Source organism: Pseudoalteromonas sp. MTN2-4 (assembly GCF_042848605.1).
GTDB lineage: Bacteria > Pseudomonadota > Gammaproteobacteria > Enterobacterales > Alteromonadaceae > Pseudoalteromonas.
Genome location: NZ_BTGK01000010.1, coordinates 40144 through 56771 on the forward strand (window position 1 = coordinate 40144; position 16628 = coordinate 56771).

Here is a 16628-nt window from a genome sequence, read left to right on the forward strand (position 1 = left end):
TGCTACCCTTGCTGTTTACCCAATAAATAACTACAGACTAGACCACTTAGTACTTGCCCAGCTTCAGTTATGCCTTGCTCTAAGCCATTCGGGTGTGTCGAAGGTGCTGCCTCACACAGGTGTAAATAACGGCTAGCGCTGTGTGTTGCACCCAGATAGACAAAATGTTCTGCATCGCTGACAGAAAAACCACAATTCGTGAAAGCGCTGACAGGCATGCCACTAATGGCGTCTACATCAACTTCGATACCTAATGGTTTATCAATTTTAAAGCGGGCTAAACTGTGTGTGCAGTCTGAAGTTAAACTGCGGCTGCGCATAACTTGTAGGGTTTGGTAAGTGGTGTAGGTAAACCCGGCATTAGTCAGTGAGCTGATAATGGTTTGATTATTTTTTTGCTCATGCATGCCAACCACATGGTAATCATATAAATATCCGTCTTGATATGCATAGTGGAAACCGTTGCCACTATGACGACCTTCAATGGCCCTAAAATCAGCATGTGGATCGAAGTTAATGGCATTACACGACTTAGCTTCACTGGTGCTTAAGGCCTTTAAAATTGGGTAACAATTATTGTGGCCACCACCAATGACAATGGCTTCTAACCCAGCATCAAAAACCGGTTTCAAAACGGCTGTTACTCTTTCATCTAATTCACTACATAAGCTTCTTAATTGTGCTAAATCTGCAGCATTTGCGTTATCTAATGCTTCGCTTTGCGATTGCAAATCATCACAATTGACCTCGCCTAACAGCAATACTGATTTTGGATCTAGAAACTCATTACTAGGTAAGTTTAAAAAGCGTTTTAAAAACGCTTGCCAACCTTGTGTTGCGCCTCCGCGACCACAGTTTGCTCTTGGGCCAATGTCCTCGTTAATGCCGAGTAAAACATATTTAATACCAAATTCAGCCGCATCTTTTAGTGCACTTTCTAAAGGCGCTGACTGGTCTAAAAAGGAGATTGATTGCCAAAAGCGAGTTTCATTCGCTCTGCTTGTGTTAAAGCACTTTATGTCGGCTTCACTATATCGAATTAACCAGTTGCCCATTATGCTTCGACTTCTTCAAGCGCATCTTCGAGTACCAGCTCTTCGGCGGAAATGATAATCCCAGTGCTGTCAGCATATAGATAATCGTCTTCGTAAAACGAAACTCCCGCAAAGTTGACGGGGACACCTTGCTCGCCACTGCCTTGGCTATCAGCTGCGACAGGAATAGACGCAATAGCTTGTATACCTAGTTCACACTCTTCGAGTTCATCAACATGTCTAACTGCGCCATAAACAACAATACCTTGCCAATGATTTTCTACAGCCAGCTCAGCTAATTCGATATCGATAAGTGCTCGGCGCGAAGAACCACCACCATCAATTAATAGAATTTTGCCAGTACCGTCTTGTTCTAAAATCTCTTGAATCAGTTCGTTGTTTTCAAAGCATTTCACTGTAACGATGCGACCGCAAAATGCAGAGTGTCCACCAAAGTTAATGAACATGGGTTCAAGTACATCGATTGCATCTGCAAAATGATCGCATAAGTCAGATGTGCTGTAGTCCATATTGAGTTCTCCAGAGAGTATGTGTTTGTTCCAGTATACTCTGATGCAAGCTCATAGCAATGGCAAAATTGCTGTAAAAGCAGGCACTTTGTACGTTCAATCAAACTCTTTTGAATTCCATAATAGTGTCTTAAAAAGTTCACCCAACTGTTATTTTTAAAGTCTAAAGTTTAATCAGTAGACAACGGTTTTGTGTAAGAAGTACCAGTTATGACAACGCCCTGGTGTTCTTGCCACAAGGAATGAATAAGGTGAAGTGCATTGAAAGTATTATATGCAGCAAAAATCATCGATCTTGCACAATTACAGCAAACACTCTTGTTGATTAAGTGCTTCAAAGCGCATCAGGTGAATACAGATGTGATCCTATCAGGTAATATCCTGTCAAAACCTATGAGTAAACAGGTAGTTGCTGAAATTGAAGCACTCAAAGTGGGGAGTTGCTTAGTGAGGCATAAACCAAATCGCTTTACGAAAACCTTCAGACAAAAAGTTTCTGACATTTTCACTCATCGAGCATACTTTAAAGTTGCGAATTATAATTTAGTTATTACTGACAACGAGTCTATCGTTGCCTGGTCGGCAAAGCTTTCAAGTATTCCTGTGCTCGCTTTGGGACATCATGTTGCAGTAAACCATCACCAACTGCCTTTTGAAGGGGCGAATTTAACTAGAATTTGGCAGCAATGGTTAGTCCCTGCAGATTACCGCTTAGGGTTTCACTGGATCCCTTTTGCGAAAAATATTTTACCGCCTATCGTACCAAGCTATCACACGACTTGTATTAAAAATAAGGTGGTCGTTTATTTGCCGTCAGAAAAGTTAGAGGCGATAGAGCTATTACTGGCAAGTTTTCCAAACACGGAATTTTATTGCTTTCATCCAGCAGCTGAGATGAAGTCGGTTGGCAATATTCACTACCGGCCCGATGATCATGATCAGTTATTACATGACATGAAAAGCTGCAAAGGCGTGATTGCACATGCGCAATTTGAAGTACTGAATGCAGCGCTGAATATGGGAAAAAGCCTATTAATTAAACCACTTGAGCAAGAACTAACACAGGTGATTGATGCAAGCTTGTTAATTAAACTTGGCTGGGCAAAGCAGATGCATTATTTAAATGCCAATGCAGTTGAAGATTTTTTGGACACCGCGCCTAAAAAGTCGGTGGATTTTTCAGCAGATCCGTGTGCCCTTGTTGAGTGGATTAAAGCAGAGCAATGGCATGATGTCAGCGCATTGCATGATTTCGTTTGGAAATCATTGAAAGTTGGATAGTTCCAAATAGAAAATCCGTTTAATTATTGCGCATGTTGGCACTTTTTTATTGTTTTTATGTGAAATCTAAAAGCCTAATTTTCAGCCTTGGTCTATACTAATCATATGTTTCATAACCTTAGGTAACGGTATGGCCTTATTAGAAAATTTAACCATCAAAAGGCGTTTACAGCTCAATGCGATAGTTGTTGGTATCGCAATGCTGGTAATGCTAGCGGTGATTATCTTTGAAGCTCGCACAATGCTTAAACTCAACGAAGCAATTCAGTACGCTGAAGAGCTTGAAATTCATGAGTTATCCATGCGCAAGTTTGAGAAGAATTTTCTATTCTATAAGGACACGGAAGCGCTTAGTAAATTTGATAAAGAATATCAGCACTTAATCACAAAGATAGATCTATTAAATGTTTTACTGGATGACTTATCTATTGATCAAGGGGAGCTTGAAAAGTTTCGTGGGTTAAGTCGATCTTACAAAGAAACATTTGAAACTGTAGTCGTTCTGCAAAAGAAGATTGGTTTACACCCTAAAGATGCATTATATGGTGCGTTACGTTCTGCGGTGCATGAAGTCGAAACAGGATTGAAGCAGCATAACAACTTCGAATTACTAAGCTTGATGCTTCAACTTAGACGAGCTGAAAAAGACTTTATGCTTCGCCTAGATACCAAATACCTAGGTAAATTTAATAAAACCTACGATGAGCTTTACCCCAAATTACAGTCTTACGGCTTATCACCTTTACTTTTGGAATATAAAAACAAGTTCACTAACCTTGTTGATGCACAAGTCGAACTAGGTGTATCGCTTGATAGCGGTGCATTAGGCGAGATGGTTAAAATTGTAAAGCAAGGTGATGCAACGGTTGAGAATATTGTACTGCAAACAAAGCAAGCTATTGAGGATAATGCTAGAGCAACGCAAGCTGCTGCCATAGGTATATTTGTCGTCGCAGCGATTATCGTTATGATTTTGGTACTGTCTACCAGTCGTTCAATCATTGGACCTGTGGAACGTGTCTATCAAACCATTGAGCGAATTCGCCGTGAAAACAACTTAGCAATTAAAATTGAGTCTACTGGTAATGATGAAATTACCACGATGACAGAAGATTTTAATAGCTTGATAGGTGACTTCAAGATTCTGATCTCAGAAGTAAACACGGCTTTAGGTACGATTAATGAAGCGACTCATCATTTAAGTGAAACTACCGCACAAACCAGTGCGGGTATGCATGAGCAATTGCACGAGGCAGATATGGTAGCGACAGCAGCGACTGAGATGCAGGCTACGATTCAAGATATCTCCCATAATACTGAAGCTGCAGCGAATAAAGCTGAGTCAACCAATGGTAATGCGCAACAAGGTAGGGTAGAAGTTGACGCGACAATTCAGCGTATTATGGCGTTATCTGATTCGTTAGGTGGCGCATCAGACGTTGTTTCGCAACTTGAGCGTGATGCAGAAACAATAGGCTCGGTTTTAGATGTAATCCGTGGTATTGCAGAGCAGACAAATTTACTTGCTTTGAATGCAGCAATTGAAGCTGCACGTGCAGGTGAGCAAGGTCGAGGCTTTGCTGTTGTTGCTGATGAAGTTCGATCTTTAGCACAGCGTACACAAGACTCGACACAAGAAATTGAGAGTATCATTTCTACTCTGCAAGAGCGCACCCAGTCTGTTGTGAGTATCATGCAACAATGTCGTACTCAAGGTAGTGAGAGTGTTTCTCAAGCCGAGAAGGCAGGTGAGTTGCTTAGTTCGATTACAGCGGATGTTCAAACTATTATGGAAATGAGTACGCACATCGCAACAGCCATTGATGAACAGAACCAAGTTGCTTCTGAGGTGAATAAGAACGTAGTTCGCATTCGAGATATTGCACAAGTTGCATCTGAGCATGCACAGAGTAATGCCCAAAGTAGTGAAGAGGTTTCAGAGCAAGCCAAAGTACTACATGAGGCGGTTGCCAAGTACCGCTACTAGATTGCTAATAAAACTAAAAAACGCAGCGTTTGCTGCGTTTTTTATATTCAAGTTTTAAGACTCAAAATTAAGGCGTGAACTTGATTGGAATGCGATCTTGATTGGCATGATAGTCCTCAACTCTCGCTTGGTATCTCTGCCAACGCTCAGACTGTTCTTCTGATAGTGCACGTAAATACTGCCAGCTATACAGACCGGAGTCATGGCCGTCATCAAAAATAAGTCTCACAGCATAATGTCCAACAGGCTCAAGCTTTCTGATGGCTACTTCTTGCTTATTTAACACCAAGTTCAGAGGGTCTTTAGACTGATTACCATGCCCTTGTACTTCAGCAGATGGAGAGTGTGTTCTTAAATACTCACAGCTTAACGTGAATATTTGTTTATCATCGAAATGAATGTCGAGCGCTTTGGAAACGGTATGATAGTGAAGTTTATTGACAATATACATTACTGCTCTCAATGAGTATTTTATCTGTATCTTACAAAAAAGCGGGGCACAGGCCCCGCTTAATAATAGCGCATAATCTTTGCTAAACTTAAAGAATAAAGCGGCTTAAGTCTTCATCTTGTACCAGCATGTCTAAATGCTGCTCAACATAGCTTGCATCGATAGTTAGCGTTGTGCCTGTCTTCTCAGAAGCATCAAAAGAGATTTCTTCCATCAGTTTTTCCATCACAGTGTGAAGGCGGCGTGCACCGATGTTTTCTGTTTTCTCGTTTACTTGCCATGCTGCTTCTGCAATCTTAGTGAGCGCATCATCAGTGAAGTCGATAGTCACTTGCTCTGTGCCTAGAAGTGCTTGTTGCTGTTCAGTAAGCGATGCATGAGGTTCGGTAAGGATGCGTTTGAAGTCAGCTGCCGATAAAGCTTCCAGTTCTACACGAATAGGTAAGCGGCCCTGCAACTCAGGAATTAAGTCAGACGGCTTTGCCATTTGGAATGCACCAGAGGCAATGAAAAGAATATGGTCAGTTTTAACCATACCGTGTTTCGTGCTGACCGTTGAGCCTTCAATTAGAGGCAGCAAGTCACGCTGTACACCTTCGCGGCTCACGTCTGGACCTTGTGCTTCACCGCGCTTACAGATTTTGTCGATTTCATCGATGAACACAATACCGTTTTGTTCTACGGCAAAAATAGCTTGTTCTTTCAGCTCTTCTTGATTCACCATTTTAGCGGCTTCTTCTTCAACAAGTAGCTTGAAAGCATCTTTGATTTTCAGCTTACGGCTCTTACGCTTGTCGCCACCCATGTTTTGAAATAGACCTTGTAATTGGTTGGTCATTTCTTCCATACCCGGTGGTGCCATGATCTCAACTTGAGGTGCAACTTCAGCAACATCAATGTCAATTTCTTTGTCGTCTAGCTGACCTTCACGCAATTTCTTACGGAATACCTGGCGTGTGCTGCTATTTTCTGCAGGCTGAGCTTCGCCCCAGGCGTCTTTCGCAGGTGGAAGTAGCGCATCAAGAATGCGCTCCTCAGCGGCTTCCTCAGCACGGTGTTGGTGCTTTTTCGCTTGTTGCTCACGCGTCATTTTGATTGAGATGTCAACAAGATCACGTATGATAGTCTCAACTTCTTTACCTACATAGCCCACTTCTGTGAATTTAGTTGCTTCAACTTTCAGGAAAGGCGCATTTGCAAGTTTTGCTAAACGGCGTGCAATCTCCGTTTTACCGACACCTGTTGGGCCGATCATTAGAATATTCTTTGGTGTAACTTCAGAGCGCAAATCGTCGTTAAGTTGCATACGACGCCAGCGGTTACGAAGTGCAATTGCCACGGCTTTTTTGGCTTTATCTTGACCGATAATGTGCTGATCTAACTCGTGCACGATCTCTCTTGGGGTCATCGCAGTCATGGCAATCCTCTATAGTTCTTCGATGGTTTGGAAATTATTAGTGAATACGCAAATATCGCCAGCAATTTTTAGGCTTTTTTCTACAATTTCACGTGCACTTAGCTCTGTATTCTCTAACAGTGCAGTTGCAGCAGATTGTGCAAAGTTACCACCACTACCAATGGCGATTAAATCATGCTCTGGTTGCACTACGTCACCGTTACCTGTGATGATCAATGAAGCGGTTTCATCAGCAACTGCCAACAGGGCTTCTAGTTTACGAAGCGCGCGGTCGCTACGCCAGTCTTTCGCCATTTCCACAGCTGCTTTGGTTAAATGGCCTTGGTGCATTTCTAGTTTGCTTTCAAAGCGCTCAAATAATGTAAATGCATCTGCAGTACCACCGGCAAAACCCGCTAATACTTTACCGTTATAAAGACGGCGTACTTTTTTGGCATTACCTTTCATTACTGTATTGCCAAGTGACACTTGACCGTCGCCGCCGATAACAACTTTGTCGTCACGACGCACGCTTACGATAGTAGTCATAAAATTCCTTACTGTGCGTTAACTCACACTTGTCTTACTTAAATATCTTAGATTGCTGTAGGTATATGGGCTATTAGTGAGAAATCAAGTCCAGCCCCAAATTCCACAGCTTACGATGTTGATACGCTTGAGCTTATTTTTATCGCTTTCCGCTTGTCGCTTACTTTCATAAGGGCCTAGGCGTACTCTAAACCAGACACCATTTGACCCTTCGGTTCTGCGGATTTCAGCAACTAGGCCAACAAAAGCAATTTGTGCTTTCATGCTCTCTGCGTCTTCGTGTTTTCTGAATGAACCACATTGCATCTGGTATGGACCGCGTTTTTTGATTTCTTTAATCTCGACTTTGATTTCTGCGTCTTTAATTTCTTGAATAAAGTCAGGATCTTTAGGCTTAGGTTTCACCACTGGTTGCTCTTTTTTGGCAATTGGTTTGGCGGCTTCTTCTACTTTTTTAAGATCGGCATTTTGTGTGATATACCAAAGACCATATGCAAAACCGCCAACGAGCAGTAAGGCCAGCAAGATAAGCAATTTTGAGACGGGTTTTGGGCTAGGCGCCGCTTTTTTGGTATTTCTGCCTTTTGGCTTTTTATTTATAAAGTCGTGTTGTGCCATAAGTTACTTAATAAGTATCCATAGGATCTATGTCTATACTCCAGCGCAGTCGGTTTGCTAATGGGTGCTTATCTACATAGGCTAATAACTGAGTTAAGTAACTATGAAGAATTGCACGGTCCTGCGCTTGAATATGTAATTGATATCGATATTTTCCTGCCACGCGCTCCATCGGCGCGGGAATTGGTCCGAGCAATTGTATACCAGAGAATGGGTTTGCAGGAACCAGATCCGATAAAAAGTCGCTGACTAATTTGGCATTGTTAGCTTCGGCGCGTATTAAAGCTAAGAAAGAAAATGGTGGTAATGCAACTTCTTCACGCTCTTTGAGTGCATAACGGGCAAAGTCGCCGTAGCCATTATTAACTAGATCTTGTAATAGCGGGTGTTCGCAATAATGAGTTTGTAATAATACCGTGCCGGGTTCGCCACTGCGCCCAGCGCGTCCAGCAACTTGAGTGATTAACTGAGCCATATGTTCTGTGGCTCTAAAGTCACTACTGTATAAACCACTGTCGACATCTAAGATAACCACTAGGCTGACATCGGCAAAGTGGTGACCTTTCGCCAGCATTTGAGTGCCAACCAGAATACGTGCGCCACCTTCATTAATTTCATTGAGGGCTTCTTCGAGTGCGCCTTTACGGCGGGTTGAATCTCGATCTATACGGCTCAGTGGCGCGTCGGGAAATTGCAATTCTAAAAACTGTTCAACTTGTTCAGTGCCCAAACCCACTGGCAAAATATTGGTACTGCCACAGTCAACACACTGGGGTGGCACATAGCTTTGCTCACCACAGTGATGGCATACTAAGCGTGACATGCCTTTATGGTAGGTGGCACTGGCACTACAGCGGTGACACTCGCTGAGCCAGCCACACTCATGACACATTAAAGTTGGCGCATAACCCCGTCGGTTTAAAAACACCATGACTTGCTTACCACGTGCAAGCGTACGTTCAATATGTTGTAAAGTAGTTGGTGCAAAACCATTTTGATGTGGCTGGCCTTTCATATCAACCAACAAGTAGGCGTTATCTACTTTAGTTTGTGCACGCTTGGTCAGCGACACTAATTGATATTTGTCACTGAGTGCATTGTGTAGGGTTTCTAGTGCGGGGGTTGCAGTGCCTAATAAAAGCGATATTTGCTGTGTTGCACAGCGGTAAACAGCCAAGTCTCGAGCGTGATAACGCAGTCCATCTTGTTGCTTAAAAGATCCGTCATGCTCTTCATCTACCACGACCATGCCTAGGCTTTTAAAAGGTAAGAAAATCCCTGAGCGAGTTGCGATAACTAGCGCGCTACTACCTTGCTCAGCGCGTCGCCAAGTGTGTAATCGCTCATTATCGGTTAAATTTGAATGCCATAAATCAATGGGAGTATTTGGAAAGCGACGCCTGAAGCGGTTTACAGTTTGTGGCGTCAGGCCAATTTCTGGTACTAAAACCAGGGCCTGTTTACCATCATTAAGTACTTTCTCTAAACATTGTAAGTAAACTTCAGTTTTACCACTGCCCGTGACGCCTTCAATTAAGAAAGTGCGATACCCTGCTTGTTGATTAACGGCAGCACAAATGGCAGCTTGCTCTTCATTGAGGCGTGGTTTGCTTGCAATCTCAAGTGTGTCTGACGACCAAGCTTCACAGTGATTAATGGCTTCTGTGATTAAGCCTTTCTCTTTGAGCGGTTTAATTTGTTGTGTTGTAAACCCTAATGCTTTTAACTCAGTGAGGCTCGTTACGCCCGAGCCTTTTAAATGCTCAATCAATGCTAATTGCTTTTTAGCGCGAAGCTTGGGAGAAGCTTTTCCTTCCTCAGTGAGTGTGTAATCGGGTACTTGGGTTTTATCTGGGTGCTCACCTTGACGCAAAGATGCTGGTAGCGCAGTAAAAATGGTTTCGCCTAGCGAGTGGCAATAATAACGTGCTGTAAATTTCAAAAAGGTAAGATAAGCATCACTGATAATAGGGCGCTCATCAATGACAGAGGTAATGTCTTTGATTTTATTATCGGGCACACCTGACTGAGTCTTGATATCAACGACCATGGCGACCAATTTTCTATTGGCAAAAGTCACCCATACACGACAGCCTTTTTGAACTGTAATATTCGGGTCGATTTTATAATCAAAGGTTCTATGTAGTGGGACTTTTAGGGCAACTTCAACAAATAGCATGAATGTTCGAACATGGCGGTAGATGGTTATAATGTACTAAAGCAGACCTTGAAATCCCAGTGAAAAACGTGAGGTAAATTGCTGTTCAATGGATTGGGTGCAATGAACGCCGAATTTATTTACTTTTTGTGCAATTATTGCTTGTAGATCTCGGACTACTTCAATAAAATACGCGTCCACTAATTTGAATATAACTACGTATGGTGCCAAACTTCGGGTTTGGAGAGCGATACGGCCTAACCTAGAGGTTTACTATGAAAGAAGGTATCCACCCTAAGTACGAGTCAATCACAGCAACTTGTTCATGTGGTAACAAATTCGAAACTCGTTCAACACTATGTAAAGACATTCACCTAGACGTATGTTCTTCATGTCACCCGTTCTACACTGGTAAGCAGAAGATCCTTGATACAGGTGGTCGTGTTGATCGCTTCAACAAGCGTTTCGGTGCTCTTAGCAGCAAGAAATAAGCATCGCTTGTTTGAGAAAGGCACCCATTTGGGTGCTTTTTTATGTCTGAATCTCATTAATCTTCTGAATATTCATTATTTCCAGCTGGCTTGGCATTGCTTATCTGATCGTTCTTCTGCAAAATTATTTCTGATACATCAAACCCTTTTCGTAGCACAGCCGTAGAAAATGGCGTAATAACTAAATGCATAACTTTGCACTTTTTATCGAGATTGTCTTTAGCTTTCTCAAAGATATGGTTGCTTTAACTGGTTTTTTTTAGAGTTAAAGTTATCTAAATGTGTTTAAAAGAGTCTAAAGTGCGGTAAATGTAGCTAAGTTGGGTTTTCTTTCTATGTTTGGTATGGTGACATTTTTAGTCGTATAAATTGCTGGTTTATTAAACGTATTGACCCTTTTTTAGGTCAGTAAAATGTCAAAAAAGCTAAAAGAATGTTTCATAAAATCTGCAAAATTACGGCATCTTGCAGATAAATTTCGCTAAAAAGTGGATAGACCTGAAATTGCTTGAATATATCTAGAAAGCGAGTATCTTTTAGTTATTGCAAATTATTTCACTCTCACTTTTAACTTCTTTGCAGGAAAAAATCGCGTCATGTCAGACTTTCGTGAACAAGCTTTACATTACCACGCTCATCCCGTTCCAGGTAAAATCAGTGTTGAATTAACTAAACCAGCCGAAACAGTTAAAGATCTTGCGTTGGCCTACAGCCCAGGTGTGGCTGAGCCGGTTCGAGAAATTGCTGCAGATCCTGCTAATGCTTACCGATATACAGGTAAAGGCAATATGGTTGCGGTGATCAGTAATGGCACTGCAATTTTAGGTTTAGGTAACTTAGGCCCACTTGCTTCTAAACCAGTCATGGAAGGTAAAGCGCTATTATTCAAACGTTTTGCAGGCTTAGATTCAATCGACATTGAAGTAAAGCACCGCACTACAGAAGATTTTATTAATACGGTTGCGAATATTGCAGACACCTTTGGTGGTATCAACCTTGAAGATATTAAAGCACCAGAATGTTTTGAGATTGAAAAAGCGCTCATAGAGCGTTGTGATATTCCTGTATTCCACGACGACCAGCATGGTACTGCGATTGTAACTGCTGCGGGTATGTTGAATGCACTGGAAGTACAAGGCAAAGACATTCATGACGCTATCATTGTATGTTTAGGTGCAGGTGCTGCAGCAATCGCATGTATGGAACTGCTGATTAAATGTGGCGCACAGCGTGAACACATTTACATGCTAGACCGTAAAGGCGTTATCCATACGCGTCGTGATGACTTAAACGAGTATAAAAAGCTATTTGCTAACAACACTGATAAGCGTACGCTTCAAGATGTAATTGCAGAAGCCGATGTGTTTGTGGGTGTATCTGGCCCTGATTTACTTTCTCCAGAAGACCTAAAGCTTATGGCAGACAAGCCAGTCGTGTTTGCATGCTCAAACCCTGACCCTGAAATTAATCCAGAAGTTGCACATGGTGCACGCAACGATTTAATTATGGCGACAGGTCGTTCAGATTACCCTAACCAGGTTAACAACGTTTTATGTTTCCCGTTTATCTTCCGTGGTGCACTTGATGTGCGTGCAACAGCGATTAACGATGAAATGAAAATCGCAGCGGTAGAGGCCATTCGTGGTATTGCGAAAGAGCCAGTGCCTGAGCAAGTGCTTAAAGCAGCCGATGTTGAGTCGTTAGAGTTTGGCGCTGAGTATATTATTCCTAAGCCAATGGATCCGCGTTTATTGCCTCGCATTGCTAAAGCTGTAGCACAGGCTGCGATTGATTCTGGCGTTGCGCAAATCGAACTACCAGAAAACTACATGGCACAATTTGAATCTTAATCTTAGAAAAGACTAGATTAATAAAAAACCTCGCAACGGCGAGGTTTTTTTATGTTTTCTTTGTAATAACAAAAAAGCTGATTAACCTTCTTCGTTAATCTCTGGGATCTCTAAGCCCATCTCTTTCATAATGTTACGCACTTCAACAGGGATCTTCTCTGGGTTGTCTTTACGTAAGTCCTCGTCGCTCGGCAACGGTTGGCCTGTAAAGGCATGCAGAAATGCTTCACACAGTAACTCGCTGTTTGTTGCATGGCGCAAGTTGTTCACCTGACGGCGGGTACGCTCATCAGTTAATACTTTTAATACATTTAAAGGAATAGATACGGTGATCTTCTTCACTTGTTCTGATTTTTTGCCATGCTCTGCATAAGGGTGAATGTATTCACCATTCCATTTAGCCATAATATTTTCTGATGCCTTAAGAGTAATTACTGCCAATAAGACTACGCTCGTTTGCGACGGTTTTAATTGACTTAGTTTGACTAACGCCCAACTCAAACTAAGGTTAATGTACCGATTTATGGTCAAAAACCCAGTCTTATTAACAATATTAGTTAACGAAGTGGCGAAATTTTATCGGTTTAAAAAAGATAGTCAAATTCTAGTTAAATAGCCATTTAGCAGTATAAATGTTTTGACTTCTCTAATTTGATCATCTAACCTTTTAGACGTCTAAACATCCATATACTAGGTGGTGATATGAGCCAACGCAATAAGTCAACAGTCGCAGTCAGACATGGTATCGAAGCCGATAAGCATCATGGTGCGGTTGTGCCTCCTCTTTATCTTTCAACAACGTATTCGTTCGCTGATTTCGATACTAAGCGTGATTATGACTATGGTCGTAGCGGTAACCCAAATCGCGATATTCTAGCTGAAGCATTAGCACAGCTTGAAGGCGGAGAAAAAGGTATCATCACAGCGACCGGTATGGCAGCTGTACACCTAGTAACACAACTTTTAAATCACGACGATACATTAGTTATTCCACATGATTGTTATGGCGGCAGTTATCGTTTATTTACATCACTTGAAAAGCGCGGTCTGTTAAAGCTGAAGGTTTTGGACTTAACTCGCACTGACAGTCTTGCACAAATTGCAGAGATCAAACCTAAACTGGTTTGGATTGAAACGCCGAGTAACCCAATTCTTCGTCTTACAGATATTGAGGCGGTTGTGAATGCAGCCCATGTAGTGGGTGCTTTAGTGGGGGCTGACAATACGTTTTTATCTCCAGCGCTACAGAACCCAATTTCATTTGGTGTTGATATTGTGGTGCATTCGACCACGAAATACATTAACGGCCATTCTGATGTCGTTGGTGGCGCGGTGATTGCGAAAACTCAAGCGTTAGGTGAAGAGCTGGCTTGGTGGGCAAATAACATTGGTATTACTGGTGCGCCATTCGATAGTTATCTTACATTACGTGGTTTAAGAACCCTTAAAGTACGCCTTAAACAACATGAAGAAAATGCCCTAGCTATCGCCAAATACTTAGAACAGTCTGAGTACGTTCGCAAAGTGTATTACCCTGGTCTTGAATCACACCCGCAACACGAACTGGCTAAAAAGCAGCAGTTAGGGTTTGGTGGCATGGTGAGTTTTGATATCGCAGGTGGTCTTGAAGATGCGGCGGCATTCTTAACAACAGTGAAAGAGTTCTCGTTGGCTGAGTCTTTAGGCGGTGTTGAGAGTTTAATTTGCCACCCAGCGACCATGACACATGCAGGCATGGAACCTAAAGCACGCTTAGAAGCAGGTGTAGGCGATACTTTGATCCGTATTTCTGTTGGTATTGAGGAAGTAGCAGATCTACTTGCAGACCTCGAAGCGGCTTTTGCTAAAACACAGCCAGGCAAGGCACCTGCGTCTGCTGATAGCAAAGCTTGTAAATTAACACCTGCCCATCCGGCACTTTGGTAAAAGAAAATGACAAGAGTAGTACATAAATTTGGTGGGTCGAGCTTAAGCTCGGCTTCGCGTTATGAGGCTGTCGCACAAATCGTGGTTGGCCAGTGTCAGTTGGGCGATTGTGTTGTGGTTTCTGCCGCAGGTAAAACCACCAATACCCTAGTTAAACTATGGCAAAGCTATCAGCAGCAAGAGCAGCAAAGTTTTAACGATATTTTGTTGCAGGTTGAGAACCATCAAATCGAACTGATTAATGCATTATTCCAGGGTGAAAAGCAGCGCCAACTAGCCGATACTCTATTGACTGAATTACAAGTTATCACCCAAGCCGCGAACAGTAAAACTCTAAATGAAGCTGAGCTATTAGCACATGGTGAATTATGGTCTGCGCGCATTCTAGCGAGCTACCTATCTGAAAGCGGTTTACAAGCCCAACCGATTGATGCCAGAACGTTATTTACTGTACATAACGGTCAATTAGTGCATCAAAAAAATAAGCAAGTGTGTTTAGCGACCTTAGATAACGATCATATTTTTGTGGTCACAGGTTTTATTGCAGCAGATGACCAAGGCAATACTGTGACGTTGGGACGTAATGGCAGTGACTACAGTGCAACATTGTTAGCAAATTATAGCGACGCAGAAGCAGTCTCAATCTGGACCGATACGCAAGGTGTATTCAGTACTGATCCTCGTAAAGTCAGCAATGCAATTAAATACCCTAAAGTTTGTCGAGAGCAGGCAAATCTGTTGGCGCGTTTAGGTAATCCTGTATTGCATGCTAAAACTTTATCTCCTTTGAAAAGTACGAGCATCAAGTTGCAGGTTCGTAGCAGTTTTGACCCTGAAGCACCAGGTACTGAAATTGTTAAAGCAGGTTACAGCAAGGCGAAACGTTTTATTACTTCATTTGATAACTTAGATCTTGTGCGTGTTGATCGTTTAGGTGTAAATGAAGTGCGAGAAGTGAGTCAGCTTATTCAGCACAGCATTCATCACTTTGTACAAAATGGTGAAGAGTTCTTATTGCTACCAGGCGCTTTTACACATCAAGTTAGCCAATATTTTACAGGGCGTCTCACTTTGGTTGAAAGTCACTTACAAGGCTTTGCGTTGGTAGCACCAAAGGCGGACATAGCTGCGTTAGAAGTGCAGGCGAAATCAGTACTAGCAGAGCAAGACGTCGTACTCAGGTTTGCGCACAGTGACGAAGATTATGCACTGTTCTTAACTGACCAAGCGATTGACAGCGATGTTTTGGCGATTCTACATGACAAACTAGTGAATAAAGGCCGAGAGCTGGCCGTTATCATAGCGGGCTTAGGTAATGTCGGAGAAGTTTTCCTTGAACAATGCCAAACTCAGGTTGCTCGTTTACAAGCGCAATTTGATTTAAAAGTCGTTGGCCTATTACGTTCACAGCAAATGCTATTTGCAGCCAGTGGTTTGAATTTAGATAACTGGCAAACTCAGTGGCAAAATGAAGCGCAAGCATACGAGCAAAATGAAGTGCTAGAGCGTATTGAAGAGCTAGATTATGAGCATAAAGTGGTGGTTGATATCACTGCGAGTGAGTCATTTAGCTTGTTATACCCAGAGTTCGTTAAGCGTGATTGCCACCTTATCAGTGCTAATAAGTATGCCGGCACAGCTCAACAAGACTGGTATTTGTCTTTGCGTCAACAGCTTGAAGAGCGCAATTTACTCTGGCGTTATAACACCAGTGTCGGTGCGGGTTTACCAGTTAATTTTGCATTAGCTGATTTGCAAAATAGTGGTGATAAAATCACTCAGGTCGAAGGGGTGTTTTCGGGCACTTTGTCTTGGCTGTGCAGCGAGTATGATGGCAGCAAAGCTTTCTCAGATTTAGTGCTAGAAGCACAAGCTATGGGCTATACCGAGCCAGATCCTCGCGAAGACTTATCGGGACGAGATATGCAGCGTAAGTTGTTAATTCTTGCTCGAGAGCTTGGTCTTTCACTGGATGTAGATGATATCGGTTTAGAGCCATTAATGCCTGAGCATTTAGCTGCGGGTAGCTGGCAAGATTTTCTTGCTAAGAAAAATGAGCTAGACGCGTTTTATGAGACTAAGTTTGCACAGGCGAAAGCCAATAATTGCGAACTGCGTTATACCGGCTTATTAAGTATCGCGGAAGATGGCAAGGTTGACGCAAAAGTGGGTATTGCGTTTGCTGAACAAGGCTCTGCGATTGCCAATTTAACACCAGGCGATAATATCTTTGTAGTTAAAACGCTATGGTATGATGCGAACCCACTGGTTATCCAAGGGCCTGGAGCAGGTAAAGAAGTGACTGCAGCAGGCATTCACTCAGATTTATTCTGGCTATGTCAGAATCTTAAGTAGTG

At 42.4% G+C, this 16628-nt stretch carries 14 protein-coding genes; 6 read left to right on the forward strand and 8 right to left on the reverse strand.

Annotation, left to right across the window (positions count from 1 at the left end; genetic code table 11):
- Positions 1 to 2 precede the first annotated feature (2 nt).
- Complete coding sequence (locus ACGHEH_RS18375; protein WP_390448282.1) at positions 3 to 1055, reverse strand: formimidoylglutamase; 1053 nt, start codon at positions 1053 to 1055, stop codon at positions 3 to 5.
- Positions 1055 to 1564 (reverse strand): ribonuclease E activity regulator RraA, encoded by a 510-nt coding sequence (rraA, locus tag ACGHEH_RS18380; RefSeq protein ID WP_349285111.1) that lies wholly within the window; start codon positions 1562 to 1564, stop codon positions 1055 to 1057. Before rraA ends, ACGHEH_RS18375 begins: the two co-directional genes overlap by 1 nt.
- 261 nt (positions 1565 to 1825) lie before the next feature.
- Between rraA and ACGHEH_RS18385 the strand changes: the two genes are divergently transcribed.
- On the forward strand, positions 1826 to 2845 hold the full coding sequence (locus ACGHEH_RS18385; RefSeq protein ID WP_390448286.1) for a glycosyltransferase family protein: 1020 nt from the start codon (positions 1826 to 1828) through the stop codon (positions 2843 to 2845).
- Between the two features lie 130 nt (positions 2846 to 2975).
- Positions 2976 to 4832 (forward strand): methyl-accepting chemotaxis protein, encoded by a 1857-nt coding sequence (locus ACGHEH_RS18390; RefSeq protein WP_390448289.1) that lies wholly within the window; start codon positions 2976 to 2978, stop codon positions 4830 to 4832.
- Positions 4833 to 4899: 67 nt separating this feature from the next.
- Here the strand turns inward: ACGHEH_RS18390 and ACGHEH_RS18395 are convergent, their stop codons facing one another.
- The 5 genes from ACGHEH_RS18395 to priA all read right to left on the reverse strand — a co-directional run bounded on the left by ACGHEH_RS18395 (position 4900) and on the right by priA (position 10025).
- Entirely contained in the window at positions 4900 to 5283 is a 384-nt protein-coding gene (locus ACGHEH_RS18395) for a gamma-butyrobetaine hydroxylase-like domain-containing protein (RefSeq protein ID WP_390448292.1), read from the reverse strand.
- A gap of 88 nt (positions 5284 to 5371) precedes the next feature.
- Entirely contained in the window at positions 5372 to 6700 is a 1329-nt protein-coding gene (hslU, locus tag ACGHEH_RS18400; RefSeq protein ID WP_390448295.1) for an HslU--HslV peptidase ATPase subunit, read from the reverse strand.
- A 9-nt stretch (positions 6701 to 6709) separates the two neighbouring features.
- Complete coding sequence (gene hslV, locus ACGHEH_RS18405) at positions 6710 to 7228, reverse strand: ATP-dependent protease subunit HslV (protein ID WP_130254176.1); 519 nt, start codon at positions 7226 to 7228, stop codon at positions 6710 to 6712.
- An 84-nt stretch (positions 7229 to 7312) separates the two neighbouring features.
- Positions 7313 to 7846 carry an SPOR domain-containing protein gene (locus tag ACGHEH_RS18410; protein ID WP_390448298.1) on the reverse strand — a complete coding sequence of 178 codons (534 nt, stop codon included), beginning with the start codon at positions 7844 to 7846 and terminating at the stop codon, positions 7313 to 7315.
- A gap of 7 nt (positions 7847 to 7853) precedes the next feature.
- Complete coding sequence (priA, locus tag ACGHEH_RS18415) at positions 7854 to 10025, reverse strand: primosomal protein N' (protein WP_390448301.1); 2172 nt, start codon at positions 10023 to 10025, stop codon at positions 7854 to 7856.
- Between the two features lie 254 nt (positions 10026 to 10279).
- On the opposite strand from priA, the gene rpmE reads away from it, so the two are divergent.
- Positions 10280 to 10495 carry a 50S ribosomal protein L31 gene (rpmE, locus tag ACGHEH_RS18420; RefSeq protein ID WP_390448304.1) on the forward strand — a complete coding sequence of 72 codons (216 nt, stop codon included), beginning with the start codon at positions 10280 to 10282 and terminating at the stop codon, positions 10493 to 10495.
- 596 nt (positions 10496 to 11091) lie between these two features.
- A complete protein-coding gene (locus tag ACGHEH_RS18425; RefSeq protein ID WP_349285105.1) occupies positions 11092 to 12345 on the forward strand; it encodes a malic enzyme-like NAD(P)-binding protein in 1254 nt (417 codons plus the stop codon).
- Between the two features lie 81 nt (positions 12346 to 12426).
- Here the strand turns inward: ACGHEH_RS18425 and metJ are convergent, their stop codons facing one another.
- On the reverse strand, positions 12427 to 12750 hold the full coding sequence (gene metJ / locus ACGHEH_RS18430; protein ID WP_058031143.1) for a met regulon transcriptional regulator MetJ: 324 nt from the start codon (positions 12748 to 12750) through the stop codon (positions 12427 to 12429).
- 297 nt (positions 12751 to 13047) lie between these two features.
- On the opposite strand from metJ, the gene metB reads away from it, so the two are divergent.
- Both metB and metL read left to right on the forward strand, forming a co-directional pair.
- Positions 13048 to 14271 (forward strand): cystathionine gamma-synthase, encoded by a 1224-nt coding sequence (gene metB, locus ACGHEH_RS18435; RefSeq protein WP_390448308.1) that lies wholly within the window; start codon positions 13048 to 13050, stop codon positions 14269 to 14271.
- 6 nt (positions 14272 to 14277) lie between these two features.
- Positions 14278 to 16626 (forward strand): bifunctional aspartate kinase/homoserine dehydrogenase II, encoded by a 2349-nt coding sequence (gene metL, locus ACGHEH_RS18440; RefSeq protein WP_390448311.1) that lies wholly within the window; start codon positions 14278 to 14280, stop codon positions 16624 to 16626.
- The last annotated feature ends 2 nt before the right edge of the window (positions 16627 to 16628 follow it).

Excerpts from the sequence above, each read along its gene's own strand:
- ACGHEH_RS18375 (WP_390448282.1), bottom strand. The coding sequence starts at position 1,055 with ATGGGCAACTGGTTAATTCGATATAGTGAAGCCGACATAAAGTGCTTT.
- rraA (WP_349285111.1), bottom strand. The coding sequence starts at position 1,564 with ATGGACTACAGCACATCTGACTTATGCGATCATTTTGCAGATGCAATC.
- ACGHEH_RS18390 (WP_390448289.1), top strand. The coding sequence starts at position 2,976 with ATGGCCTTATTAGAAAATTTAACCATCAAAAGGCGTTTACAGCTCAAT.
- ACGHEH_RS18395 (WP_390448292.1), bottom strand. The coding sequence starts at position 5,283 with ATGTATATTGTCAATAAACTTCACTATCATACCGTTTCCAAAGCGCTC.
- hslU (WP_390448295.1), bottom strand. The coding sequence starts at position 6,700 with ATGACTGCGATGACCCCAAGAGAGATCGTGCACGAGTTAGATCAGCAC.
- hslV (WP_130254176.1), bottom strand. The coding sequence starts at position 7,228 with ATGACTACTATCGTAAGCGTGCGTCGTGACGACAAAGTTGTTATCGGC.
- ACGHEH_RS18410 (WP_390448298.1), bottom strand. The coding sequence starts at position 7,846 with ATGGCACAACACGACTTTATAAATAAAAAGCCAAAAGGCAGAAATACC.
- priA (WP_390448301.1), bottom strand. The coding sequence starts at position 10,025 with ATGCTATTTGTTGAAGTTGCCCTAAAAGTCCCACTACATAGAACCTTT.
- rpmE (WP_390448304.1), top strand. The coding sequence starts at position 10,280 with ATGAAAGAAGGTATCCACCCTAAGTACGAGTCAATCACAGCAACTTGT.
- ACGHEH_RS18425 (WP_349285105.1), top strand. The coding sequence starts at position 11,092 with ATGTCAGACTTTCGTGAACAAGCTTTACATTACCACGCTCATCCCGTT.
- metJ (WP_058031143.1), bottom strand. The coding sequence starts at position 12,750 with ATGGCTAAATGGAATGGTGAATACATTCACCCTTATGCAGAGCATGGC.
- metB (WP_390448308.1), top strand. The coding sequence starts at position 13,048 with ATGAGCCAACGCAATAAGTCAACAGTCGCAGTCAGACATGGTATCGAA.
- metL (WP_390448311.1), top strand. The coding sequence starts at position 14,278 with ATGACAAGAGTAGTACATAAATTTGGTGGGTCGAGCTTAAGCTCGGCT.